This is a genomic window from Polaribacter sp. Hel1_33_78 (assembly GCF_900106075.1).
Classification (GTDB): Bacteria; Bacteroidota; Bacteroidia; order Flavobacteriales; family Flavobacteriaceae; genus Polaribacter.
The window spans coordinates 2248583-2274164 of sequence record NZ_LT629794.1 but is presented as its reverse complement, the minus strand read 5'-3'; the positions used below and the strand labels follow the sequence as shown (position 1 = coordinate 2274164).

24 protein-coding genes are annotated in these 25582 nt (G+C 29.2%); 12 read left to right on the top strand and 12 right to left on the bottom strand.

The window, feature by feature from the left end; all coding sequences use genetic code 11:
• Nucleotides 1–141: 141 nt before the first annotated feature.
• The 12 genes from BLT88_RS09785 to BLT88_RS09730 all read right to left on the bottom strand — a co-directional run bounded on the left by BLT88_RS09785 (nucleotide 142) and on the right by BLT88_RS09730 (nucleotide 12971).
• A complete protein-coding gene (locus BLT88_RS09785) occupies nucleotides 142–1227 on the bottom strand; it encodes a serine hydrolase (RefSeq protein ID WP_020081927.1) in 1086 nt (361 codons plus the stop codon).
• A gap of 334 nt (nucleotides 1228–1561) precedes the next feature.
• Nucleotides 1562–2014 (bottom strand): hypothetical protein, encoded by a 453-nt coding sequence (locus tag BLT88_RS09780; protein ID WP_091954489.1) that lies wholly within the window; start codon nucleotides 2012–2014, stop codon nucleotides 1562–1564.
• Nucleotides 2015–2066: 52 nt separating this feature from the next.
• Entirely contained in the window at nucleotides 2067–2609 is a 543-nt protein-coding gene (locus BLT88_RS09775) for a toxin-antitoxin system YwqK family antitoxin (RefSeq protein WP_091954481.1), read from the bottom strand.
• A 166-nt stretch (nucleotides 2610–2775) separates the two neighbouring features.
• A complete protein-coding gene (locus tag BLT88_RS09770; protein ID WP_091954480.1) occupies nucleotides 2776–3513 on the bottom strand; it encodes a hypothetical protein in 738 nt (245 codons plus the stop codon).
• 312 nt (nucleotides 3514–3825) lie between these two features.
• Nucleotides 3826–5070 (bottom strand): DUF418 domain-containing protein, encoded by a 1245-nt coding sequence (locus BLT88_RS09765; protein WP_091954478.1) that lies wholly within the window; start codon nucleotides 5068–5070, stop codon nucleotides 3826–3828.
• 167 nt (nucleotides 5071–5237) lie between these two features.
• Nucleotides 5238–6707 (bottom strand): M20 family peptidase, encoded by a 1470-nt coding sequence (locus BLT88_RS09760; protein ID WP_091954477.1) that lies wholly within the window; start codon nucleotides 6705–6707, stop codon nucleotides 5238–5240.
• A 222-nt stretch (nucleotides 6708–6929) separates the two neighbouring features.
• Entirely contained in the window at nucleotides 6930–7853 is a 924-nt protein-coding gene (locus tag BLT88_RS09755; protein WP_157691191.1) for a DUF6268 family outer membrane beta-barrel protein, read from the bottom strand.
• A 719-nt stretch (nucleotides 7854–8572) separates the two neighbouring features.
• Nucleotides 8573–9496 carry a DUF6268 family outer membrane beta-barrel protein gene (locus BLT88_RS09750; RefSeq protein ID WP_157691191.1) on the bottom strand — a complete coding sequence of 308 codons (924 nt, stop codon included), beginning with the start codon at nucleotides 9494–9496 and terminating at the stop codon, nucleotides 8573–8575.
• 255 nt (nucleotides 9497–9751) lie between these two features.
• Nucleotides 9752–10831, bottom strand: coding sequence for a hypothetical protein (locus tag BLT88_RS14275; protein WP_197675645.1), 1080 nt, complete (start codon nucleotides 10829–10831; stop codon nucleotides 9752–9754).
• A gap of 158 nt (nucleotides 10832–10989) precedes the next feature.
• A complete protein-coding gene (locus tag BLT88_RS09740) occupies nucleotides 10990–11451 on the bottom strand; it encodes a hypothetical protein (protein WP_091954474.1) in 462 nt (153 codons plus the stop codon).
• A gap of 182 nt (nucleotides 11452–11633) precedes the next feature.
• On the bottom strand, nucleotides 11634–12248 hold the full coding sequence (locus tag BLT88_RS09735; protein WP_091954472.1) for a hypothetical protein: 615 nt from the start codon (nucleotides 12246–12248) through the stop codon (nucleotides 11634–11636).
• A 156-nt stretch (nucleotides 12249–12404) separates the two neighbouring features.
• Nucleotides 12405–12971: a hypothetical protein gene (locus tag BLT88_RS09730; protein ID WP_091954471.1), complete on the bottom strand. Its 567-nt coding sequence runs from the start codon at nucleotides 12969–12971 to the stop codon at nucleotides 12405–12407.
• 322 nt (nucleotides 12972–13293) lie between these two features.
• On the opposite strand from BLT88_RS09730, the gene BLT88_RS09725 reads away from it, so the two are divergent.
• The 12 genes from BLT88_RS09725 to BLT88_RS09670 all read left to right on the top strand — a co-directional run bounded on the left by BLT88_RS09725 (nucleotide 13294) and on the right by BLT88_RS09670 (nucleotide 25581).
• Nucleotides 13294–14511, top strand: a complete 1218-nt coding sequence (locus BLT88_RS09725; protein ID WP_091954469.1) for a site-specific integrase — start codon at nucleotides 13294–13296, stop codon at nucleotides 14509–14511.
• A gap of 1 nt (nucleotide 14512) precedes the next feature.
• Nucleotides 14513–15874, top strand: a complete 1362-nt coding sequence (locus tag BLT88_RS09720) for a hypothetical protein (RefSeq protein ID WP_091954468.1) — start codon at nucleotides 14513–14515, stop codon at nucleotides 15872–15874.
• A gap of 91 nt (nucleotides 15875–15965) precedes the next feature.
• The gene (locus tag BLT88_RS09715; RefSeq protein ID WP_091954466.1) at nucleotides 15966–16259 is read left to right on the top strand and encodes a helix-turn-helix domain-containing protein; all 294 of its coding nucleotides are present in this window, start codon (nucleotides 15966–15968) and stop codon (nucleotides 16257–16259) included.
• An 18-nt stretch (nucleotides 16260–16277) separates the two neighbouring features.
• Complete coding sequence (locus BLT88_RS09710; RefSeq protein WP_091954465.1) at nucleotides 16278–17762, top strand: phage/plasmid primase, P4 family; 1485 nt, start codon at nucleotides 16278–16280, stop codon at nucleotides 17760–17762.
• Nucleotides 17763–17852: 90 nt separating this feature from the next.
• Nucleotides 17853–19244 (top strand): DUF6371 domain-containing protein, encoded by a 1392-nt coding sequence (locus tag BLT88_RS09705; RefSeq protein WP_197675644.1) that lies wholly within the window; start codon nucleotides 17853–17855, stop codon nucleotides 19242–19244.
• A gap of 110 nt (nucleotides 19245–19354) precedes the next feature.
• Nucleotides 19355–19546: a helix-turn-helix domain-containing protein gene (locus BLT88_RS09700; RefSeq protein WP_091954463.1), complete on the top strand. Its 192-nt coding sequence runs from the start codon at nucleotides 19355–19357 to the stop codon at nucleotides 19544–19546.
• Entirely contained in the window at nucleotides 19546–20571 is a 1026-nt protein-coding gene (locus BLT88_RS09695; protein ID WP_091954462.1) for a DNA methyltransferase, read from the top strand. The genes BLT88_RS09700 and BLT88_RS09695 overlap by 1 nt, the downstream gene beginning before the upstream one ends.
• A gap of 4 nt (nucleotides 20572–20575) precedes the next feature.
• On the top strand, nucleotides 20576–22156 hold the full coding sequence (locus BLT88_RS09690; RefSeq protein ID WP_091954460.1) for a DNA methyltransferase: 1581 nt from the start codon (nucleotides 20576–20578) through the stop codon (nucleotides 22154–22156).
• A gap of 3 nt (nucleotides 22157–22159) precedes the next feature.
• On the top strand, nucleotides 22160–23248 hold the full coding sequence (locus BLT88_RS09685) for a hypothetical protein (RefSeq protein WP_091954458.1): 1089 nt from the start codon (nucleotides 22160–22162) through the stop codon (nucleotides 23246–23248).
• A gap of 1 nt (nucleotide 23249) precedes the next feature.
• Nucleotides 23250–24239 carry a hypothetical protein gene (locus tag BLT88_RS09680; RefSeq protein WP_091954457.1) on the top strand — a complete coding sequence of 330 codons (990 nt, stop codon included), beginning with the start codon at nucleotides 23250–23252 and terminating at the stop codon, nucleotides 24237–24239.
• Nucleotides 24240–24788 (top strand): hypothetical protein, encoded by a 549-nt coding sequence (locus BLT88_RS09675; protein ID WP_091954455.1) that lies wholly within the window; start codon nucleotides 24240–24242, stop codon nucleotides 24786–24788.
• Between the two features lie 64 nt (nucleotides 24789–24852).
• Complete coding sequence (locus BLT88_RS09670; protein ID WP_091954454.1) at nucleotides 24853–25581, top strand: hypothetical protein; 729 nt, start codon at nucleotides 24853–24855, stop codon at nucleotides 25579–25581.
• The last annotated feature ends 1 nt before the right edge of the window (nucleotide 25582 follow it).

The following is a 25582-nucleotide window of genomic DNA, read 5'->3' as shown; positions in this document are numbered from 1 at the left end:
TTTGTTGCGTGGTTTAAGCACCTAATTTAGCAAATACAAACCAAACCTGCCTGCCGCAGGCAAGGTAGAAAGTCCGCAATGTCTTTCGTAAGAAAGCTAGAACTAGCAATAAATTTTATACGATGTTGTACATAGTGCTTTTTAATTTTTAAGTTCCGTTTTAATTTTATCTCTGAACTTTTTATCAGTTAAAATTTTTAGTTCAAAATCATTCATACTTCCTTGTAATCTTGTGTTTTCTATAGTGCCTAAATCATTGAAAAAGTAAGCTAACTCTGTTGTGTTTCCTTTTTTGTCTGTTGCGTAAAATGCTTCTGTTAAGACAAAAGCGGTTGAACCACCTTTTTTTCCTGCGTGTTTAAGCCATTTTCTATTGGCAGGGTTTTCCATAAGTCCTTCCATAACTTCGTCTAAATATTTTTGAGCATCGGTATCAAAATATGTTTTAGAATTAATTTTTTTCATAATTCCAAAGTAGTCTTTGACGGTAGAGCTTGGTAAATTGTCAGACCAAATTCGTTGTATATTCATTCCCAAATCTCCAATGGTTTTTTTGTATATAGAATCAGTTAAAAGTTTTTTATGAATTTGATTCGTAGTTTCTATATAATCTTCTATACTCAAATTCTTTAATTTGCTCTGCAATTCTTTTCCTTTTGATTTTGGGAATTTTTCTTTTCCGACAAATAATGCAGAAACGATATTATAAAACTCTGTGTGATTTTCAATTCCTAAGCTATCAATTCGATTGTTTATATTTTTTAAGCCTAATGTATTTCCTAACCACTCAGTATTTGCATTTGAACTATAACGAATCATTCCTTTTGCAATTTCATTGATAGTGATTTGGTTATCATTGATTTTATTTTTCACAGATTTCAGCCAACTTGGATGCGCTCCACCATCAGTATTAGGGATATAAAATTTAGCGAGTTCATCAATCGAAACTTCTTCTTGCGGATTAATTTTTCCTTGTGATGATTGCAATGCGTATTCAATTGCCAAAATAATTTTTACTGTGCTTGCCAAAGGCATTAATTTATTCGGGTTTCTCTCAGCAATTAAAGAATCATTTCTTACTAATTTAATAGCTGTCTTGTTTGGATTTTCCTTTATGAAGTTTAAAACTAAATTTGCATCTGGCTTAAAGTAGTTTATCCCAATGGCACCGATTATAATAATTATCGCTATTATTATTCCAACAATTATCAAAATTTTCTTAAGCATATCGATTTTTTTTGCATTATGTACAACTTCCTATTAAAAGAAGCATTATTTGTGTTATTAGGTTTAAATTCTCTGATAACACAACTTTTGTTATTTTCTTAAATTTTTGAGACTCCTAGATTTTTTTTCATCATAGACTTAGGGGTCTTTATTCTTTAGCAGTCTAAAAATAAGAAAAATGAGCAGAAAACAGCGCTCATACTCATCTATTTTAGAAAAATAAGTGTAAATACCTAATGTAACTTGTTTGGGTATGGTGGTTTGGGTTTGCTAGTATTATATTTATGAAACGTGGCGGTTTAAAATGTACTAATTTTTAGTTTATCACTATTTTTTATCTTTTGATTTTGATATATACAGTTTCTAATCCTGTGCTAGTCCATTTAATTTTCAATGTGTCAAATTTATTCAGAGTAATAACTCCTATATGGGGCTTGTCTTGATAAAATACAGTGATTTTGTTTCTGTCTAAAATATAAGGTTCTTTTTCTTTTCCTTCATATTCTACAATATTAAAAGATGTAGAAGTTAAATTAAAATCAGCAAATATAGCCGTAGGGTCTTGTGACCAAAGTCCAAACAGTTTTGTAGTGTCAATTTTTAAATTTCTAAATACAGTTTTATTTGGTTGCTTAATTTGGTTAAGTTCTATTTGTCTTGAACTTACCTCATTTTTTGAGTTAAGATTTGTTTTTGTTTCATTTTTAAAAGTAATATTATCAGTAAATCTCTCATGTCGACAGGAAAAAATTAAGACAATTAATGCGAAAGTTATTAATCTGTTCACGTGTTTTTATATAATTTATACAGCAATTTTTTATATACTTTGTTGGCAAACGTTAATTTTGTTCAATTCCATTTTCGTCATAATATTTCCAACTATTCATGTTTACACCATAGTCATCTTCAAAGTATTCGACTGATAACAACTGCCCATTTGAATGAAATTCTCTAATTTTACCATGTTTACGCCCATCTTTATAGTTAAAAATAAATTCTAATTGACCACTTTTTGTATAGTATCTGCACTCTCCATGTTTCTTTCCATTTTCGTACATCTCAACTGAATATAATTGACCATTTTTAAAATAATTTTTCCATTCACCTGTATCATAACCGTCTTTATAACTTCCAACCTCCTTTATCTGACCGTTTTCGTAATATTCTTTCAGCTCTCCTGTTTCTTTTCCCTTTTTATAATGACCAACGATACCTAACTGCCCATTTTCATAGTAGTATTTCCATACTCCTGTTTGTTTTTTATTAACATCATAGTTACCAATAACTTTAAGGTTTCCATTGTCATAATATTCTTTGTATTCCTGGGCATTAGCAATCGTAGTAAATAATACTACTGCTAAAAATAAAATTATTTTTTTCATATTAATTTTTTTTGTTTTAATCTTAAATGTGTTGGGCTTTATTTTATGTTTGCCAACGATCTTGTGTATGGTTAGTTGCAGTAATTAATCATACACTTTGTTCTCATTAGCCTTTAATTTTTTACAATGTACATTGATGAAATAGCGTTTTACTTAGTTTATTATTTTACACCCCACTTCGCCTTCTTGCTTCTTCAGTTGATATAACGATCTGTGCAACGTTAAGTTCATAACCTCTGGAATACATTAGGCAATTGTTACAACTATGAGAAAGCCCTAATACATGACCCAATTCATGGGATATAGTTCTGGCAAGTGAGCCTCTTACAAATTCTGTTTGAGGTTCAGTTAGTAAAGTTTTTTCAGGATTTTCTCCTCGATTGTGCTTATTCGTCCAACATCCAACAACTGAATGAAAACCATAAGGATTCATTGCATTTCCTTGAGAAGTATTACCTATAAATGGAAAAATATAGATATGAAACAAGTTTTTTTCAAGTTCGATTTCTGAACTTAAATAAGAAGGATTCATCAAATTATATAAAAGAGGTAGTCTGGCTGGGTCAGAGCGCCCTTCATCATCTCTTTCTGAATTTATAATATATTCAATATCTTCTTCAAATCCATTATATTCAACTATTGGTTCATTTATAATTCCCTCGACCATCCATTCAATTTTAGCTTGACTCCAAATCGAGTTCATTTCTGGAATTATCGTTTGGCGAACATCACTTTCAGTTACCCACATATTCATTTCAGAACCTAATGGATGTATCCAAGCTTCACTTTCCATTAGGTGAACTCTGATATTCAATTTGATATTTTCTTCAGCGTTTAAACTATTATTATCTTCGTTACAACCAATGAGCAATAAAACAATAATTATACTATAGAATATTTTCATTTTTTGTGATTTAAAATTGTTTCTATTTAAAGTCAAGATTATATTTTGATTGATAAGAACGGTTAGTATATGAAAAGTTAGGCGTGGCGCAGCGTGCGGCTTGAAGCGGCGAAACCTACGAACATCTTCCTTTTACTAAATTAATTGAGCCGAGTGCGAATCAGCAAGGCAAGCGAGTTCAGATTTATCAAATTTAAAGATAGCTAATTATTCGCACGAAACTTTATGCTTTTCACAATCTTGTCCTATTTTTTTATATACTTCTTAAGTTTGTTTTTTATTAAATTTATCAATTCAATTTGGTTATATATTTTAATGGCGAATTTTCATCCGTTTTTTATAAGTTAAGCTTCTCCAAACCCATTCAAGGGGTCCAAATCGATAGTATTTCAACCAAATATTACTCAAAATTAATTGTATCACTACAATTATTATAGCAATAATGAACGTTGGGATTAACCCTATTTTCCCAAACAGACTAAATCCGAAATTGTAAAAAATGACAATCATTAAAACTGTTTGTATAATATAATTAGTCAAGGCTGTTCTTCCCAAAGGCATCAAATATTTCAATACTCTTTTACCAATTGAAGTCTGGGCAATTTTGATTATTACCATGATATAAGAAATACTCATCAGCAGTTGACCAACCATTGATAAGAATTTATAACGAATGTTTTGAAGAGTAGGCACCTCATATGCATTGCCTCCTAAAAGTTTTGAAGAAATAGTAATTATTATACCACTAATTAAAATAGTTAATATAAGTTTTGTAGATTTTGGTGTTTTTTTAAAGAAGTCTACTGATGCTAAATAGTAACCCAAAAGAAAAATACCAAGGAATTTAAAATAGCCTCCAGATGGTATGTAGCTTAATTGCTTCCATATGAAATTATGAATATTTAACTTGAATATTTCACTAACAGAACCCTCTCTAAAAATATTAATAACATCTACATTCAACATATCCGGATAGGAAGTGCGAGCAATTGGTGTTTGATTTGTGTTTGCAGGGTTAAGAGCCAGCAAGGCTTCAGTAAATGGTAAAAGAGCAAAATCTAATAAAAGTGGTGCAAACAGAAAAAAGAGTGACCATCGAAGAAGTTTTGTTGGTTTTACATTACGAAATAAAATAAGAATAAAACCATAAATAGAATATGTAAGTAATATGTCTCCATACCAAAATAAAGTATGTAGAATCCCAATGATAAATAAAATGAACAATCTTCTCCGATATGTTTTTAAAAAATCAACAGTTCTATCTCTGTTTTTGTTGAATTGTATATAAAAACCAACAGCAAATAAAATTGAAAATATAGTGTAAAATTTACCTGTGACTGTAATTTCTAATAAATTATATAATTTATTATCTAACCCAAAGTTAGATATCTGTTTCAGCTCTTCAAAGGGCATAAAGATGTAACCGCTAAAAAAACTCATATTCATAAAAATAATTCCGAGTAGTGCAAATCCACGAAGAATATCTATAATTTCGATTCTTTTATTTGGTTCAATAGGCTTGCTAATAGACATAGGGGTAAACTTTTTTTTAATCAAATTATGTTTTTAATATAGGGTCAAAATGAATGGTAACGGTATTGTACATGAAAATTAACGAATCAAAGTAACTTCTTTTTTCGGATTATTACAGACTTATTATTTTATGTATATACTTTTGTTTTACACTTTAGTTGCTATTTTTTATACATGTTGTTATGAGTATTTTATTTAGAAGTACTATTTTTTATTAATTGATGATAAAAGCGAATAGAATTTTCAAAATCACTAATTGGTAATCGTTCGTTCAATCCATGAAAAGATTTTATATTTTCCTTATTTAGTTTGATCGCAGAAAACCTATAAATATTATCAGAAATAGCATTGAAATGTCTCGAATCTGTTGCCCCTACTAATAAGTATGGTGCAACAAGTGCAGTTGGGTAAATTTCTAAAATAGTTTTATTAAGTGTTTTATAGCCAAAGGAACTTGTACTCGACACTTTTGATGGTTCGGAAAGAAACGAACCTTTTTTAATTGTAATGCGTTTATCATTTATAATATTAATGACGCGATTTGTAACAGTAGTAATTGTTTCTCCAGGAATAATTCTGAAATTTATGACAGCACTTGCTACTAGCGGAATAATATTATCCTTAACTCCACTATTAAATATAGTGGGCGAGGTAGTTGTTCTTACAAGTGCATTGCCTGAAGCAGATTCTTCATATATGCCAGTAATCAAAGACTTAAAAATTGATTTATTTGCAAATACTAATTTATTTGCAAATGGCATCTCTGGACCTAGATTATCTATAAAATTTTCAATTGATGGTGAAATTAAAGCTGGAAAAGGGTTTTGTTTAAGTTTAACTATAGCATTAGAGAGTACATCTATTGCCGTTTCTCTCTCTGGCATTGATGAATGACCACCTTCTATGCTTACTGATAATTCTAAAGAAACAAAGCCTTTTTCTGCAATCCCTATAAGAGCAACGTCTTTTTGAATACCTGGAATTAATTTTTGCACAATACTTCCTCCTTCATCTAAAACAAATTCTGCTTCAATATTTTCTTCTTTCAAATGTTGAGCAATTTTGATAGCACCATTTACACCACCTATTTCTTCATCATGTCCAAAAGCAATATAAATACTGCGTTTTGGTAGAAATCCATCCTTTAATAAAAGCTCTAAAGATTCCATAATGCCAATAACACCAACTTTATGATCTATAACTCCTCGTCCCCAAATAGTATCATTTATTATTTCTCCACCAAACGGATCGTGTTTCCAATTTGCTCGATTTTCTTGAATAACAGGAACAACATCTAGATGTGCCATTAAAATAATTGGTTTAAGAGTTAGATCTGAACCCATCCATTTGTATAGAAAACTATATGAATTAAACGTTTTCTTTTCTAGAAGAGAATCTGCTAATGGATAAGTGTTTTTTAAAAAATCTGAAAAGTGTTGGAATTGAATCGAGTCAAAATCTATTTTGTTCTCAGGAGATATTGTTTTTATTTTTATAGCCTTAGAGAAATTCTCTTTTGAAGATGAGTTAACTTTAAGAACTGCAATCAGATCAGGATTTAGTTGCTTTGTCTTAAAGTTTAGAGTATTAAAAACTAGATAGATCACAAAAATTAAAACTATTGATAATAATAGTAGAAGTACTTTCTTAAATGATTTCATTTTTTAGTTGTTGTATTATTACTGATAACGTGTTTGTACAAGGTTAGTTGCTGTTGTTAAGCAATAAAATTAATAAATAATTACTGACAAATAAAATCCGCGAGAATTTTTCCTAAGTAAGCTAAAAAAAAGCAATTAATTTTGTACGGTGTTGGTTTTTAGTGCTTTTTTATTTGAAATAGTGAATTTTATTACCGTAAATATAATCTATAAAAAATCAATTTATAATTTAATTGCGTATACTAATCTTACGTGTGCATATGCTCCATTACTAAAATTAGAACTTTCATTTAGCTGAGTTCTATTATCTCCAATTGTTGCAAGTGGCAAAGCCAAATCAATTTTGTCATCTTGATTATACTGAGAGTAACTTCTACCAAAAGAATATCCATATCTACCTTCTATATGAATTCCACCCACAATATTGTATCTAGCAAATAAACCTAAATCGATACTTCTTCTTTCTATATAGTCATTCTGATAAGTTTCTTCTCCCAAACGATATGAAGTTACCAAGCCAAAATGATGTATTCCTACATTTAATTTTTCGTTTACTTTGTATTTAACTTTAGAATAAATTGGAAGTAAACCTGACATAGACCATCTTTCAGAAATTTTCCATTCTAGGTTCACCAAAGGAACTACATTAGGACCAAATGTTTCTTGGTTATACAAGATTCCGTAACCGATTTTCAATCTCTTATGATACACTTTTTCATAAATAAATGTACCTCCAAATTGGAAGTGTCTAGAATCTATATTTCTAAAATCAGTCATTAACCTAGGGCTAAAAAGCACTTGAATAGAATTTCCGTTTGAAAGTTTCTGAATTAATCCTGTTCTTAAAATAAGTCCATGTACCTTGATTGGGTTAGCTATATTATCAGTCATATTAATATTATTATTAACATTCCACTGCATATAATTAACACTGTTATACCAAATTTGTTTTTCATTCAATACAATTGGAACAACTAAATTAACCATAGCTCCTCTTTCAGTTGTTTCTCCTGTGAAAGGAGATTCGGCTTCAAAAGGTTGTGGTTTACCAAAATGTCCTGATACCGTTAATATATCTAATGTTTCTTGAGCAGCAACAAACGACACTGAGCCTATAATCAATAATAAAACTAAACTTCTTTTCATATTTATCTTTTTTTTGAGTTTTATCAAGTTACTTCTTTTTATATTCTAAAAAGATTGAATTTTTTAATTTTAATAAGATTTTTCAGCATTAAACCCAACGGTTTGTGCATGATTTCGTTGCGAAATCATTGCACTAAAATAGTAAAAAACAACCAACATTGGAAGTGTCCGAGGATTTTCCGCAAGGAAAATCCACCAGCAATAAATTATGCACGGTGTTGCCCACTGTAGTTTTTAATATTTCAATCAAATTTTTGTCATTATTGGTGTCTATTTAAAATCAATCAGTCAATTTTGTATTGCGAAATTTTTCAAATCCGCCCGAGTGATAAATTCCGTCCGAGTATTTTCGGTACACTGTTTTTTTATTTTTTTCAAATCCGAAAACAAGCTAAAAATCCGCCATAATTTTCTCATAGCAAAGTCAAATTTCAATCCGTTTTATCTTAGATCTCAACTATTTAAAAATCCACATTTCAGTTCCCAAATCAATTCCGTCTGAGTGATTTCCGCTATTGTGGGCAACGTGTTTGTACAAGGTTAGTTGCTGTTGTTAAGCAATAAAATTAATAAATAATTACTGACAAATAAAATCCGCGAGAATTTTTCCTAAGTAAGCTAAAAAAAAGCAATTAATTTTGTACGGTGTTGGGTTTTAGTGCTTTTTTATTTGAAATAGTGAATTTTATTACCGTAAATATAATCTATAAAAAATCAATTTATAATTTAATTGCGTATACTAATCTTACGTGTGCATATGCTCCATTACTAAAATTAGAACTTTCATTTAGCTGAGTTCTATTATCTCCAATTGTTGCAAGTGGCAAAGCCAAATCAATTTTGTCATCTTGATTATACTGAGAGTAACTTCTACCAAAAGAATATCCATATCTACCTTCTATATGAATTCCACCCACAATATTGTATCTAGCAAATAAACCTAAATCGATACTTCTTCTTTCTATATAGTCATTCTGATAAGTTTCTTCTCCCAAACGATATGAAGTTACCAAGCCAAAATGATGTATTCCTACATTTAATTTTTCGTTTACTTTGTATTTAACTTTAGAATAAATTGGAAGTAAACCTGACATAGACCATCTTTCAGAAATTTTCCATTCTAGGTTCACCAAAGGAACTACATTAGGACCAAATGTTTCTTGGTTATACAAGATTCCGTAACCGATTTTCAATCTCTTATGATACACTTTTTCATAAATAAATGTACCTCCAAATTGGAAGTGTCTAGAATCTATATTTCTAAAATCAGTCATTAACCTAGGGCTAAAAAGCACTTGAATAGAATTTCCGTTTGAAAGTTTCTGAATTAATCCTGTTCTTAAAATAAGTCCATGTACCTTGATTGGGTTAGCTATATTATCAGTCATATTAATATTATTATTAACATTCCACTGCATATAATTAACACTGTTATACCAAATTTGTTTTTCATTCAATACAATTGGAACAACTAAATTAACCATAGCTCCTCTTTCAGTTGTTTCTCCTGTGAAAGGAGATTCGGCTTCAAAAGGTTGTGGTTTACCAAAATGTCCTGATACCGTTAATATATCTAATGTTTCTTGAGCAGCAACAAACGACACTGAGCCTATAATCAATAATAAAACTAAACTTCTTTTCATATTTATCTTTTTTTTGAGTTTTATCAAGTTACTTCTTTTTATATTCTAAAAAGATTGAATTTTTTAATTTTAATAAGATTTTTCAGCATTAAACCCAACGTTGTTGTATATGGTTTGTTGCGTGTTTCAAACAACTAATTTAGTAAATAATTACCGACCAAGAAAGTCCTTGAGGACTTTCGCAAGTAGGCAAGAAGCCAGCAATAAATTATATACGGTGTTAGGCAATGTTATTTTTTGTATTCAATTTGAAATTTAATTTTTTTTAGATTCCTTAGTAGTAAGGTCTTTTCCAAGTTTAGCTCCAAATTCATCTTTTAGGCTATAAGCAACATCCCTTAATTCTTCAGCATCACCTCTTCCCAATGCTATCCAGTTTTCAACCCAATCTAAAATTGTTTCTTTTTTTCCATTAACTATTTCGTATGCATTATAATCAATATCACCATCTCCTAGGTCAAAGAAATATTCTTCAAAAGTTTCATTCATTCCCACAGCCAATATTCTTTTAAAGAGATGTTGGGGAGGATAAACTCGAGAGCTTACTTTGTATCGCGGACAAATTATTTGGTTTTTATATGTATTTAAAAAGTTGTTAAAGAATGCCCTAAACTCTCTGTCATTTCCTTGAAAACCTAAATACTTTTCCATTGTATGCTTCCAAGGTGGCATATCTTGTCCTTTTATTTTTGCGTAATTTACGTCGCTGCAAACTACGCAAATCGTTTGTTCAAGTTGTTCATCAGAGTTTTTGTAGGGAAAAGTTATTGATTTTATCATTGATTCAAGAATCTTTTGATCATTTAGAGAATCAATTTCATATTGACTGTTTGTGTAAAATTGAATAGTTGATCCTTTATGTAAAATTATAAAAGAGGTTCTAAAAAATTCACTTCTCTCTCCTAAATGATTTTCTTTTTGAACCTTAGCTCTAATCATTAATGCTGGATAGGTATCTACAGTGAGTTTTTTTTGACTGATGATGTCTAAATTATCTCTTTTAAATTGTCCAAAATTTAAAAAGAATGACTTAATTTCTCGACTGTTTATTAATGCTTTGTTACCGTCACGAGTGTAGGCTGTATTTCTATTAAAATTGATGAAAATTTTATTCTTTTTTGAGTTGTTATATAAAACTTCAAGCATTGAATAATGTTTTTGCTCTTTTTGATCTATTTTCCAGTCTTTTGGCAGTTTTAACTTGATGTATAAATCTTTAGGTTTTAAGTTTTTTCTAATTATGAGAGATTCTCCAAGTTGAGTATTTTGTGCTTTTGTAATAAATGGACTAATTATTATAATTACAAAAGTGAAAAATTTGATTTTAAAACTCATTTTTTTATTTCTAATGTTGCCTAACGTGTTTGTATAAGATTTTTTGCGTGTTTAAGTACCTAATTTAGTAAATACAAAACCAACTAGAAAATCCGCAAGGATTTTCGTAAGTAAGCTTAAACTAGCAATTAATTTTATACGGTGTTGGGCACTGGTTTTTATTCGGTTTTGGTAAAATAATTCCTACATTTTTTTCCATCTTTCATGAATTCCCTTAAATCCAATTCCCCTTTTGAGTTAAGTAAATACAGTTTGTTGTCCTTTTTAAGCATTTTTAAAGATGTTATAAATCGCCATTCATATTTCCTAACCAATTCGGCTTCCATTTTAATAGTTAAATTAATAATAGAATCTTTCACTCTTTTATTCGAAAATGAACTATTGTTTCGTCTTAAAGCTCCCATGTCAATTCTCGAATTAAAAAAAAGTGTGTCTTTAATCCTTTTGAAAACACCTGCATAAGTATTAGAAAAGCCGTCAAATTTGACTTTATGAAAGTATATAGTATCAATTAAAGTAATTGAGTCATCAAAATGGTTGTAATACTTTTCCTCATTTGAATTTTGTCCAAAACAAGCAAAAAATGGTAACAGTAAAATTACAAAAGACAATCTTTTCATTTTCTAAAATGTTTTAACTTAAGTTCATTTTTCTCAACTTGTGCCCAACGGTTTTGGCTATAAGTAGTTGCGAGGGTTAGTGCTTAACTTTGCAAGTACACACCAAGCTGAAAATCCGCAAGGATTTTCAGAAGTAGGCGAGAACAAGCAATTACTTATAGCCATTGTTAGGTGCAGTTATTTTATTCTGTTAATCGTTTATATTGATTTTCGTATAGATTAATAGTCACTTCATTCGATTCGTACACTTTACCTTCGATAGTTATTGTGACCTTGTATTTTGTCTCTATCTTTCCTTCTACATTTATACCATTAGCCAATTCAAATTCAATTTGTTCGTATGAACCTAAAGTTTCATCATAATAACTATTACCACAGGATGATTTACCATATTCTCCGTGGGGAAGCCATTTGTCATCTATTAATATGAAACCATTTAAATTTCCAATAGTAGCATCAATTCGTGGAATTATATATGTTGAGTTTGAATCATTTTTCAAGATAGCTTTTCTGTAAATTCCGCCATACTCATTCACTCTGTATTTATTTGGTATAAAGCGAATAGTTAATCCCTCATTTTTTGGATTTAAAATTTTAGATTTATTCTTATGATAAGCACTTAATCTGTCAGATAATTTTCCTGCCAATGTCATTGATAGGGGAAAATATTCCTCATAGCTAATCTCTCCATTATTCAATTTTTCAGAAAGCTCTTTATCAGCCTTTTCCCATTTGGTCTGACTTAATGAACTTATCGATAATAGACAGCATAAAATTAAAGTTGTAACTCCTCTCATTTTTTTTAATTGCACCTAACGTGATTGTATATGGTTTGTTGTGTGGTTTAAGCACCTAATTTAGCAAATATAAACCGAATAGAAAATCTGCAAGGATTTTCGTAAGGAGGCTTTTACCAGCAATTTTTTTTACACGGTGTTGGCGTGTCTTTTTTTTTAATAATCAACTTTCATTTTCCATGCTCCTTCATACCCCATAATTAAATGCTCATAAGAAGTTTGAAAATCTTTTAATTCAGTTTTTATAAATCCCGTTCTAATTAAGTCAATGTTCGGCTTGTTCAATGTGTCAGTTCTTAAATATAATAAGTAGGGGTTTTTTCGATAATCATAAATTTTTTCAACTAGAATATATTTTGTATCATTTATATTGTTGCCTAAAATAGTGTTTGATTCTTTTAAATGTGCAATTCTAATTCCACCATTATTTAGCAAATAAAAACTGTGATAAAATCCATAGTCGCCACAGTTTGTCGAATCAAGTCCTACCTCAATTTTATTTTTCGAATATTGTTGAACGTTTCCCCAACAATCTCCTGCTCCATATTCATTGATACTGTCTTTTTGAAATTCAGTTAATTTTTTCTCAAATGGAAACAGCAATGATTTTTCAATCAAATTTTTATTAATTTCAATTTTTGTGTTTTGCAATTCAGTTTTTGTTTCTGAATTTTTACAACAAACTATTAAAATTAAAACGGTAAATATTCTTATTTTTTTCATTTTTCTAATGCACGCCAACGTGTTTGTGTATGATTTTTTGCGTTTATACAACACCTAATTTAGTAAATACAAACTAAGTAGAAAATCCGCGAGGATTTTCGTAAGTAAGCTAAAACTAGCAATTGATTATACACGGTGTTATATAGATACTGCGCTCAATTACTTCGAAATTCACTAAAATCCTTTAAATACAGTACTTTACAGGTTTTCACTAAAGTAAAGTAAAGCAACAAAATGCGCTAAAATGCTTGTTTTGTTGTACCTATTGTTGTACCTTAGTACTCGGTTGCACCGCATTGCATCCCTTTAAAACCAGTACTTTATGTCTTCAATAAAACTAATTTTAAGAAATAGCAAAGTAGATAAAGCAGGTGAAGCACCTCTTTATTTAAGAGTTATCAAAGACCGCAAAACTAAATTCATTTCGTTAAGCCTAAAATTAAAGCCAAATGAATGGGATGAAGATAAGCAAAAAGTAAAGAAGAATCACAGTAATTCTACAAGGCTAAACGCATACATATCTCAAAAGGTTGCAGATGCAAAAGGCGAGATTGCAGACCTAGAAAGAAGAAACCAATCTACAACAGCAAGAAAACTAAAAGAGGCCATTAAGGGTAAACCCTTAACGAACTTTTTTGACTACTCTGATAATCTTTGCGAAAAGCGAAAAGACACTTTAGCATATTCAACGTATAAGAATTACAAAACCTATTTAAAGAAATTTGAAAAGTTTGTAGGTCATAGAGAATTGATGTTTGAAGATATTACAGTTACCACTTTAAAAGATTTTGCATCCTATTGCAGTTCTACATTAGGCAACAATAACACAACGATTAATTTCTCTTTAAAGATTATGAAGATAATGTTTAAGGAAGCACAAAAAGAAGATTTAATACCTTTGGATTTATTTCCCTTTAACAAGTTCACAGTAAAAAAAGAAAAGAGTACAAAACGCTATCTATCTGCGGAACAGTTTCAGGACTTTATGGATTTAGAGGTTTCAAATAAAGACAAAGCACAGATTATAAAAGATATGTTTATATTTTCAGTCTTTGCAGGTGGTTTAAGGTTTGGGGATATGCTAGAGCTAAAATGGAAGAATTACGATAAGAAAAACGGAAGAATAACCAAGATAATCAGAAAAACAAACAGACAGCATAGCGTTAGAATAGGTCAAAAAGCAGTTGAGATATTAGAGAAGTATCAACAAAAAGAACAGAAGCAAGAAGATATAATTTTCCCTTTTGCAAATATTGATAAAACCTATTTTACAGATAAAGAACATAGAAATTTAATAACCGGAAGAGCAATAGCATTAAGTAATATGTATTTAAGAAAAATGGGCAAACGTTTAGAACTACCTTTTAATTTAAGTTTTCATATTAGCAGACATACATTTGCCACCAGGGCATTAAATAATGGTATGCGTATAGAACACGTTTCTAAATTGATGGACCATTCAGATATTGGTATTACACAAGTGTATGCAAAAATTATTAGTAGTGAGTTGGATAATGCAGTAGATAAATACATCAATTAATATGGGTGAATATTCAAAAATAGAATTGTTGTTGTTAGACAAATTCACAGATGCTATTGATAGCTTTATTCAAACAGCTGTTTACTCTCAAACAGATAAGGACAAACTAATGTATAGTTCTTGTGTTAATGATGTTGAGAAAGTAGAGTTTACTAAAAAGGAGATTAAGAAAATGCAAAAGAAACTCGCTAAATGCAGTCCTGATATAGCAGAGTTTTTAAGATGTTATATAAGTCCTAGCGAATTTGATTTATCAGGTGATAATCACGATCAATACAGAGAAAGATTAATTAGAAATTTTCTATCACAAGAGTTTGATGACGTTTTAGAAGTCTTAACAATGAAATTTAAAAAGGTAGAAGATGTTGAGAATCTTGATGAATTAGAATGGGAAGAAATGATTGAAGAAGGGCATTTTGGTATTGATAATAAGTTTATCTCACATTTTATAAAATATATGGCGATTGCGGATAGACTAACAACTTTCAAGAGTATATTAGAAACTGTTGAGGAAGAAAAAAAGCATCAAGCAAAAGAGAAATTAAACAATCCAGCAATGACCTACACCAACTACCAAAACGATGAACCTAAAGACGTTTTTATTGTAGAAGAATTAGAAAAACGTTTAGCGATAGAGGCAGTAGAATACAAACGCAAACTTGATGATGAATGGGAAAAATATACTTTTGACCCTATGTATTTTGATAACTTTATTTCTGGTGCCTTATATAATGAGTTTTTAAAATCTTTATTCGAAAGAATCAAGCCATTAAACGACTTTGAAATTAATAAATACCTCACATTATCAGTAAATCAATTTAAAACCCATACACCAGATAAAAGAGCTGAAGTATTTAAACGACTATATCACGATACCTATTGGTTTCCAAATTATATGGAATACAAAGAAGAAACCTATTTATCAAAATATGCAATGCACGTCTGGAAGCATTACACCAATCATTTTGAGTTATTTAAAGAAGCTACTATAAATGCTTTAAACGATTTTAAAAGTGGTATCACTTCTACAGCTAAAAAACCATCAAAAGATTTAAAGAAAGATTTCAATTCTCTTATTCCACAAACTAACAAGCAAGTTTATGTTTTGCAGTTACTTGAAGATTTAAGCATAACATTAAATGGCTCTTGTATTTTAACACCAAGAAAAAAGGGAGCATTAAGGGGAGTGATTGAAGCGTTAAGAGAAAAGATGATAATTCCTAATATTGGTTTGTCAACCTTATGCAATGTTTTTGCAGATAAAATAAATTTAGAATTAAGGTCAGAACTAGATGCATCTACAACATCAGAGAATTACAAAAAGGAAGCATTACAGTACATTAAAAACAACCCAATACATTAAAATACACCTGTTATAAGGGTATTATAAGGGTAACCCTATAGCTACCTATGTTAAGGGCAATATTGCGGTATAATTTTAAATATATATCGTAATGGAAGCAATCATTTTAAGCACCCAACAGTACAAAGATTTAGTTAATCGTTTAGACCAACTAAACAAACAACTAGAGGAAAAACAAAAGAAGCCTCAAGACACTTTTTTAGACAATCAAGAATTTCTTCTGCTAATGAATATAAGCAAACGTACCGCTCAAACTTGGCGTGACGAAGGCGTTATTTCATTCTCACAAATAGGTTCAAAAATCTATTATCGTATGAGCGACGTGCAAAAGTTATTAGATAATAACTATCGCAAAGCATTCACAACAAAAAGAAATAATTACTAATCTTTAAATCTTTAAGTTATGAGCAATGCTGTACCATTAAACCCTCAATTTGAGAGTTTAGAAGAGCCTGGAACAATTATCAGACATATTAACGAATTAACAGATAGTAAAGAAGTTAAACACAATAACATCTTATCTAAACTTTTAAAGCAATTTAATAAGGTAGATTTTGAGAGAATAGCAAATCCAAGCGTTCACGATAATTTTAAGCTCACAAATAAGCACTATTCAATTATTTCAATTGATACTGTTTTAAATACCGCTAGAAGCAATAATTGGGGCTTATGCAAAAATCATAGTTTCATTTATTTATACAATGGTTCTTATTGGAGTGAAATTGATAAAGAAGCATTTCAGAAGTTTTTAGGTAAAGCAGCCGAAAAAATGGGTGTACCTAAATTTTCTGCGAAATATTATAGATTCAAAAAGGAGTTATACGAACAATTTTTGGCAACCGCTTACCTAGATGCTATACCACCATCAGCGGACAATGTTTTGATAAATTTAAAAAATGGAACATTTGAAATAAATACAGAGGGTACTCAAATAAGACCATTTAACCCTAATGACTTTATCACGTATCAATTACCTTTTGAATATAACCCAGAAGCAGAAGCACCAATATTTAAAAACTATTTAAATGAAGTTTTACCAGATATAGAAAAACAAAATGTATTAGCTGAATTTTTAGGTTTTCTATTTATTAAGCACAATAGTAATAGGCTTAAAGAAGAAAAAGCATTAATTCTTTATGGTGGTGGTGCAAATGGTAAATCTGTATTTTTTCAAGTTGTGAGCGCTTTACTTGGTGATGAAAATACAAGTAATTATTCTTTACAAAGCCTAACGAATGAAAATGGTTATTTCAGAGCAAAAATTGCTAACAAATTAGTGAATTATGCATCAGAAATTAATGGCAAATTAGAAAGTTCAATTTTTAAACAATTAGTTTCAGGAGAACCTGTAGAAGCTCGATTACCTTATGGCGAACCTTTTACTTTAAAGCAATATGCAAAATTAATATTCAATTGTAATGATCTACCGAAAGAGGTAGAACAGACAAACGCATATTTTAGGAGATTTTTAATTATTCCTTTTGATGTTACCATCCCACCAGAAAAGCAAGATAAAAGCCTACATAATAAAATTATAGAAACCGAATTATCAGGTGTTTTTAATTGGGTTTTAGAAGGCTTAAATCGTTTATTAGACCAAAAAGGTTTTTCAAAATGTACAGCAGCAGAAGAAGCTGTTGCAGATTATAAAACGCAATCAGATAGCGTTAAAATGTTTATCGATGAAAACGACTATACTATTTCCCCTAATGATTACACACTTATAAAAGACCTATATCCACATTACAGGCAGTATTGTTCTGAAGATGGTTTTAAACCAGTAAGTAAAGTCAATTTTTCTAAAAGGCTAAAAAACTATAAAATCATAGTAGAACGTGTAGCAGGTAACAAACTTGCAGCCTTTATAACAAAGGAAGTTTCATTTTAAAAAAGATGTTTAAAAGCAGTAATTAAAATAACTAAAGTAACAGTATGAGTTACTAAAGTTATTAAAGTTACCCTCTAAAGAAAACTTTTTATGAGCCAATATAGATACACTTTCGAAAAAGGAAGTAAAAAACATCGTTGTCCAGCCTGTCATAAAAAACGCTTTGTAAGATATGTTGATATAGAAACACAGCAATATTTACCTGATGAATATGGCAAATGTGATAGAGAAGTTAATTGTGGTTATCATTTAAACCCATATAAAAATGGATATACAAAAGATAATACAATTAAGAGCAATTTTCTATATCAAATTAATAAACCGTTAGAAAAACCAAAGCAAGTATTTATTCCAAAAGAGGTGTTTTATAAGACTAGAACAGCTTATCAAGAAAATGGTTTTATTCAAAATTTATTGTACAATATCGCATACCCTTTTAAAGCTGATGATATTGAAAAAATTATAGCACAATATCATTTAGGTACTGTAACAAAAGGATATTGCAAAGGTGGCACAACATTTCCGTTTATTGATAGTGGTAATAATGTAAGAGCTATTCAAGTGAAAACATTCAATAAATCAAACCATACAATAAACACTAATTTTTTACACGCCATAATAGAAAAGCATTGTAATAGAAATCAAAATGAACTACCACAATGGCTAGAAGATTATAACAGCAACGATACTAAAGTATCTTGCTTATTCGGTGAGCATCTTTTAAATAAATATCCTCACAATCCAATAGCATTAGTAGAAGCACCTAAAACAGCTATTTATGGCACTTTATATTTTGGTTTCCCTAATAATCCTAAAAGTTTACTTTGGTTAGCGGTCTATAATTTAAGTAGTTTAAATCTTAAAAAATGTAAAGCCCTAAAAGGTCGTAAAGTATTCCTCTTTCCAGATTTATCTAAAGAAAGTAAAGCATATAATTTATGGTCTAATAAAGCACAAAATATTCAATCAAAATTAGAAAATACAACATTTATTGTATCTGATTTATTAGAGCAACTTGCATCTAATCAAGACAGAGATAAAGGTAAAGACATAGCGGATTATCTAATAAAATTAAATTGGCAAGACTTTAGAGTAAAACCAATTTTAACGCCTAAACCTAAATCAACTTTATTACAACCAATTATAGAGCAAATCCCAAAAAAGGATTTAATTATCAAAAAGCCATTAGTTAAGGCTCAACCAATTAAACAGGTTAAAGTAGATGAAATTATGCTTAAATCAACCTATGAAGATAAACCAGTCTTAAATTGGGATAAGGATATAAAAGAACTTGAAGATTTTTTTAAGTCTATCAAATTACCAGAAAAACCTATAAAATTTAATGATTGCACTATGATTTTAGATGTTTCTAAATTTATAAATAGTCATATGTTAACAATAAAATCAAACAATGGTAATTTGATTTATAAACCCTATTTATCAAGGCTTCAAGAAATAAAATCTCTATTAAACGATTATTAGTTTTACTTATATAATCAATACTAAATCACATTAATCAAAAATACAACGTATTACGTTATATAAATACAAAGTATATACTATATCTTTACGACTTCAAATCATAAATTCTTATGAACAGAATAAAAGCGGTTTTAGAAGAAAAGGGCATAAAGCAAGTGTGGTTAGCAGATAAGCTAAGTAAAAGCTTTAATACTGTTAATGGCTACGTGCAAAATAGAAATCAACCGAGTTTAGAAGTGCTATATGAAATAGCTAAAATATTAAATGTTGAAATAGCAGAATTACTCATTAAAAAAGAATAATGGAAATAAAATTCTATCATAAGCCTAATAGGGCTGTAGAGCCAGTAAGCGATAAGTCAGCTAATAAAAAAGCTAAAGAAATTTTAGATAATTTCTATCAAAATAGAGTCAAACTAAAAATTCCTTCGAGATTTATCGAAAATTGGGAAAAAGTTGCATTATATCATCCTAAAGGTAATTTAGAGAAAGCTAATTCTATATTGATAGAGCCTGAAAATGGTGCATATACATTAAGGAATAAAATTAATGACCTTACAGGAAAAGAATGGATAAAATTCACTTGTAGTTGGTTTATTTTTAATGCTATAAAAGAAGATATAAAGCAAGAGAAAGCTCTTGACCCTAATTCAGAAACACATCCAGCAACATACTCGCCTACAATGATTTCAGATTTTATTTCTTTCTTCACAAAAGAAGGAGATAATGTGTTAGACCCATTTATGGGCATAGGTAGTACCGCTGAGGCGTGTAAAAGAACTAGTAGAATTGCATATGGTACAGAATTAAACCATAAATACCATAGCATAGCAATTAGAAGGGATAAGAAATTTGAAAAAAATATAATCAATGGTGATGCAAAATTAATAGACACTTATGGTTTTCCTCAAATTGATTTTTCAATCAGCTCACCTCCATATTGGGATATATTAAATAGAAGTACAGGAGACTTTAAAAAAGTAAGAGATAAAAAGCAATTAGACACCAAGTATTCTGAACATAATCTTGATTTAGGTAACATTGATGATTATGACGAGTTCATAAAGTCTTGTGCTGAGGTTTACGTAAAAATGTATAAAATCTTACGTGAAGGTGCTCACATCGTAATTATTATTAAAAACGTTAAAAAGGATGGGAAGTTTTATCCTTTAGCTTGGGATTTAGCAAAGGAACTAAGCACTTTATATGATTTAAAAGATGAAAAGATATGGATTCAAGATAAGATAGGGTTGGCACCTTATGGTTACCCTTTTTCTTGGACAAGTAACATTTTACATCATTATTGTTTAATACTCAAAAAGGTGTAATTATATGGAAACAGAAAAACTCACAAATTTTATAGATGACATAGTTTTTATTGATTCCATTAAAAGAAATAAAAAATATGACAGGGTATCTAAATTACACAAGTATTGGTCTCGTAAACCTTGGTATTTAATTGAAAAATCTATTCTTGATTATAGTAAAGAAGGTGATTTAGTATTAGACCCTTTTATTGGTTCAGGCACAGTGGCATTAGAATCATTACTTAATAATCGTAAGGCTGTAGGTTATGATTTAAATCCCTTTGCCTGTTTTTTATCAAATGAATTAGTTAACAATATTGATTTTGAAGTCAATGACTATAATGAAGAACTACATAGTATAGAACACTTTATGCGAGAAAATATTTTACCATTATATGCTGTTGGTAAAAGTAATAATTTACTCTTCAATGAGAATTATTATATTCTATACTGGTATTCAGGCACAAAACTCCCAGATGATTATAACTGCATTGTTACTGATGCAAACTTTAAGGAGAGGATAAAAAGTAAAATTGATACTAAAACATTAACCAAAAAGTTTGTGTTAAATGGAAGTGTCCCTACTAATAAATTTCCAAAAGAGTTTTATAAAGATAGGTTTAGTTATAAAGGCTACTCTAAAGTAAGTGATTTTTATTCATCTCGTAACCTATCCGCTTTATCTTCTTTAAATAAACATCTTAAAGAATCAGAATACAAATACAAAGATTTATTTTTAATAGCATTTACAAATACAGTATTACACGCCAGCGTTTTAAAAGGCACTAATGTAAGGCCTTTAGGTGTTAACAATTATTGGATTCCTGATGATAATATTCAAGAAAATGTTGTTTGGAGATACTTAGATAGAGCTAAAAATGTAGCTATCGCTAAAAACACTATAAGAGATAGATGGTTAGAAAAAAATAAACCAGAAATTCTTAAACCAGAAATTTTAAACAAATCTTCATTAAAACTTGATGAGTTTAAAGATAATACTGTTGATTACATTATAACGGATCCGCCTTATGGTGATGTAATTCAATATTCAGAATTATCTTTTATTTGGAATAGTTGGTTGGATGTAGTGTATGAGAATAAAAATGAAGTAATAATTAACCCTAAGCAGGATAAAGACTCTTCTGATTTTCTTGAATCGATAAAGGTCTTTATTGAAAATAGCTATCGTGTTCTTAAAAACGAAAGCAAATTTACTTTGTGCTTCCAGAACAAAAATATTGACATTTGGTATTCCATTTTAGAATTAATTAAAGAAGCTGGCTTTTCTTTATTTGACACCAAAGTATATGAAACTGTTGGTAGTACTTATAATCAAAACTGGGCGAAATTTTCGCCTAAAAACGACCTTTATGTTACATTCATAAAGTCAAACAATATTGTAAATCAAAATGATTTTCCAATCGATTATTTATCACTTATAAGTGAGGTAAAAACAAATCTTAAAGAATTAAAAAAAGATTCCACAGCCATAATATTTGATGTTTTTGTTTGTACTGTTATTGAAAAGCTCTTCAATGGGTATCATATAACAGGATTGAAAGGGTTAACCTTAAAAAAACTTGTTAAAAAATTTGAAGAAGTATAGACTATGGAATTGAGCAAAGAAAATATCATTAGTATTTTTAAAAATAATTTCAAGTGTGAGGTTATAGAAACAGATTTAGGTAAAGGATTCAAGTTAAATCCTTATCAAGCATTTATCTTTTGTTCTATTACTGGTTCAGGTTATTTAGACAATCCTATTATGCCTTTTACACCTAAGGGATTACTGAAAGTGTTTTATAATGCAATGCATTATAATTTTGTCACAGGACTTTTCGATAATACAAATTTAAAACATACTCCTTATAGTTTAAATCAGGTATATCCTTTTTTGTTTAGTGATGATTACAAAGTAATAATTCCTATAGAGTTCAATTCTGACATTGAATTACAAGACTTATTGTTTGAAAAAATATGTACTATATCTAATCCAACACAACATATAATAATGCGTGTTGAAACCTCTAAAAAAGGAAATGGTTTAGAACCATTTATGGAATACTTAGCTAATGCTTATTTTATTGATAAAGGTTTTATTTGTGAAAATCAAATACCTCTATCACACACATTAGGTTCACCTGATTTTGGAGGTTATGGTATTCCTGAAGTTCTAAAGGTTTTATCAAAATACAATATCCATTTTAAAGGGTTGAATATTATTGAGTTAGCAATGCTAAGATTCAACAAAGATAAAAATGTAGCGAGTGAGATTTTTTCTGATGACTTGATAGTTGGAGAAGCTAAAACCAGCACAACAATTATGGAGAAGCAATTAAATAAATATTTAGCATCTAAATTATTTAATTATGGCATAGAAATTCATCCGTCAAAAACTAATGCTTCTAACGATTCTTTTGGTTTATTAAATATTGACGATAATTCGTATTTAAAGTACACTAAACCAAAAACTACAAGTTATATAGTTGACGTTAAACATCAGTCTGAATACAAAGAGTGGTTAAAAACATACGTTAAATTATATCTAATAGCTAATCTATCTAATAACGAGTTTCAATCTTTCTATTTTGAAACTGTTGGTAGTTCAATTTCTACAAACTCGGATATTTCTAAAATTGTAGCTGACTTATCATTTGAGACAATTTTAGATAAACTTAAAGAATTAAAAATTATATAATATGGCACAATCGAGTGATGAACTAATAAAAAGAGAAATAATACAAGCAGTAGGATATGTAAGAAATGGTTGTAGACTAAGGATTTTTCCTGAGGGTAGTAATGATGACCAAAAATTGGTTTCAGAAGGTGGTTTAACATTTCAATCAGATTCCGTTTCTTATGGTTCTTGTGATGCAGGTTGGTTTTTTAAAGAAAATGATAGTTGGATTCCATTTATAGGATTAGAAGGTACTGATGCGTTAAATAGAGGTTCTTCTGGTAATGCACAATATCAAAGATTTCATCACGCATTAGGAGCTGTTAAGGAAGGTTATATTGGAATATATTATTTAAGGAAAGGTAATTCTATTATTCAACCGGACTTATATGGTATGGCATATAATGCAAGTGTAACTGAACAGGGTATTTATCTTATTGTTGATGATTTAAAAGTAATAAATGATTTACTTGATTTGAGATTAAAACCAATTGAGTTAAAGGAGTACATTGATAATTACTTATTGAAAATGAAAAAGATTTATGATGATTCTTTTAACTTAAAATACAAAGGAAGCTGGGACACTTTTGCAAAAAAACGTTCAACAATAATTAAACCTGATTATATCATTAAGTATGCAGCTCGTATGATTAGGAATTTTACTGATGGCTCTCAACGAGCTGGTCATATTGCTGTTGGTGAGATGTATTTAACAAAATACTTTTTCCCAAATAAGCATTTTTATTACCTCTTTCCTAAAATGACTCAAGCAGATATAGATTATTTGGATAAAAACAAAGGCAATGATAAAGAATGGTATCTTTTAAGAAATGAACCTAATGTAACAATTGTTCCAATTGACAATGTTATAGGTGTTTCAAAAGATGTAAAAGATAGTTTAATAAAAATAAAGGATCTGCCATCAAAAGGTATTGAATTAAAGATATACAATTCTTGTGTCAAACAAATAGTTGTTGGTTTAAATAATGGTAAAATATCAATCAAAAGGTAAATGGTTAATAAATCTGATGCGATTAAAATAAAGGTTAATGAAGAATTGAAAAGCAGAGCAAGAGCATTTGCTCTTAAAGTAATAGATGAAACATTTGATAGATTTAATTACAACAGAAAAGCTCGTTTAGAAAAAATTGCTTGGGGTAAATTAGGAGAAGAAGTATTTAAGTATTATTTAAATGATAACGATATTTCTGTTGAGATTGATTATAATATTTATCCAGGTACAGAGAATACGGATAGTACTGATTTTGTTATTAATGATATATCTATTGATTTAAAAGTTGGTACTAAAGACTTTCATAAGAGATTATTGGTTGTTAAACAGTACTTTGACAACGGTTATCAATCAGACTATTATGTAGGTCTGAATTTTTATCAAAAAGGTTCTGTTGCAATAATTTATGGTTATGCAACAAAAGATGATGTGCAAAAAGCATCTGTAGGCAAATGGGATAAAACAAATCCTGTTCTTGATTATACTATTTTGTACAAAGACTTAAAACCTATAACAGAATTAATAAAAATAATTAGTCATAATAAATAAAATATAAAAATTTGTAAAGTATGTATTTAAGAATAAACTATGTATTAATCAATACCTGTCCTTAATGAAGTCATTATTGCAATATATATTTAAATTAATATTAAAAGCTTTATTGCCAGCATTTCTTGTTTACTTTTATAAAGATGATTTTATATCAAGCTTTCTAATTGAAAAGGGTTTTTTAGTCACGTCTGAAAACGTGTCAATTTTTAAGTTCTGGGCATTTCTTTTAGGAACAGTTATTGCGTTTATTATTTTGCCAATAGAGATATACTATTTGAAAAAAAAGATAAAAAAGCAAAGCAAAATACTAAAAAATCAAGTAAATGTAATACTGGCACAGATTAGTAGTGATTTAAAATTTAGGTCTGGCACTCTTTATATAAGAGTTTTTAAAGCCAAAAAATCTTTTTTTTCAAATAAAGTAAAATTGTTTAATTATAATATTGAAAATATCACAAATGATGTAAATGGTAAAAAGAATCTAGTTTTTGAGGTTGATAGTGCTGTAGTTCAGGGCGTAGTTGGGCGTGCATATGTTGAAAAATCATTTTTTGTAGATTATAATATATCAAATGAGGATAATTCATATCAACTAACACCTGAACTGTTAAATAGAATTGGTGATGTTCAATTTTGTTGCGCAGCACCTATAGTATTTGATAAAGAAAAAATTAAATATATTGTAAGTATTGATTCAAATGAATTAATACATAAATCTGCAACAAATACTGCGTTATTAAAGAGAAATTTAGTATATTTATGTCAGTTATTCGATGAATTTATTTTGTAAG

Coding starts and splice junctions, on each gene's coding strand:
- BLT88_RS14275 (WP_197675645.1), bottom strand. CDS start 10,831: ATGAGTTTTAAAATCAAATTTTTCACTTTTGTAATTATAATAATTAGT.
- BLT88_RS09705 (WP_197675644.1), top strand. CDS start 17,853: ATGAGCCAATATAGATACACTTTCGAAAAAGGAAGTAAAAAACATCGT.
- BLT88_RS09740 (WP_091954474.1), bottom strand. CDS start 11,451: ATGAAAAGATTGTCTTTTGTAATTTTACTGTTACCATTTTTTGCTTGT.
- BLT88_RS09695 (WP_091954462.1), top strand. CDS start 19,546: ATGGAAATAAAATTCTATCATAAGCCTAATAGGGCTGTAGAGCCAGTA.
- BLT88_RS09710 (WP_091954465.1), top strand. CDS start 16,278: ATGAGCAATGCTGTACCATTAAACCCTCAATTTGAGAGTTTAGAAGAG.
- BLT88_RS09785 (WP_020081927.1), bottom strand. CDS start 1,227: ATGCTTAAGAAAATTTTGATAATTGTTGGAATAATAATAGCGATAATT.
- BLT88_RS09755 (WP_157691191.1), bottom strand. CDS start 7,853: ATGAAAAGAAGTTTAGTTTTATTATTGATTATAGGCTCAGTGTCGTTT.
- BLT88_RS09700 (WP_091954463.1), top strand. CDS start 19,355: ATGAACAGAATAAAAGCGGTTTTAGAAGAAAAGGGCATAAAGCAAGTG.
- BLT88_RS09750 (WP_157691191.1), bottom strand. CDS start 9,496: ATGAAAAGAAGTTTAGTTTTATTATTGATTATAGGCTCAGTGTCGTTT.
- BLT88_RS09720 (WP_091954468.1), top strand. CDS start 14,513: ATGGGTGAATATTCAAAAATAGAATTGTTGTTGTTAGACAAATTCACA.
- BLT88_RS09775 (WP_091954481.1), bottom strand. CDS start 2,609: ATGAAAAAAATAATTTTATTTTTAGCAGTAGTATTATTTACTACGATT.
- BLT88_RS09675 (WP_091954455.1), top strand. CDS start 24,240: ATGGTTAATAAATCTGATGCGATTAAAATAAAGGTTAATGAAGAATTG.
- BLT88_RS09730 (WP_091954471.1), bottom strand. CDS start 12,971: ATGAAAAAAATAAGAATATTTACCGTTTTAATTTTAATAGTTTGTTGT.
- BLT88_RS09770 (WP_091954480.1), bottom strand. CDS start 3,513: ATGAAAATATTCTATAGTATAATTATTGTTTTATTGCTCATTGGTTGT.
- BLT88_RS09715 (WP_091954466.1), top strand. CDS start 15,966: ATGGAAGCAATCATTTTAAGCACCCAACAGTACAAAGATTTAGTTAAT.
- BLT88_RS09690 (WP_091954460.1), top strand. CDS start 20,576: ATGGAAACAGAAAAACTCACAAATTTTATAGATGACATAGTTTTTATT.
- BLT88_RS09760 (WP_091954477.1), bottom strand. CDS start 6,707: ATGAAATCATTTAAGAAAGTACTTCTACTATTATTATCAATAGTTTTA.
- BLT88_RS09685 (WP_091954458.1), top strand. CDS start 22,160: ATGGAATTGAGCAAAGAAAATATCATTAGTATTTTTAAAAATAATTTC.
- BLT88_RS09735 (WP_091954472.1), bottom strand. CDS start 12,248: ATGAGAGGAGTTACAACTTTAATTTTATGCTGTCTATTATCGATAAGT.
- BLT88_RS09670 (WP_091954454.1), top strand. CDS start 24,853: ATGAAGTCATTATTGCAATATATATTTAAATTAATATTAAAAGCTTTA.
- BLT88_RS09725 (WP_091954469.1), top strand. CDS start 13,294: ATGTCTTCAATAAAACTAATTTTAAGAAATAGCAAAGTAGATAAAGCA.
- BLT88_RS09680 (WP_091954457.1), top strand. CDS start 23,250: ATGGCACAATCGAGTGATGAACTAATAAAAAGAGAAATAATACAAGCA.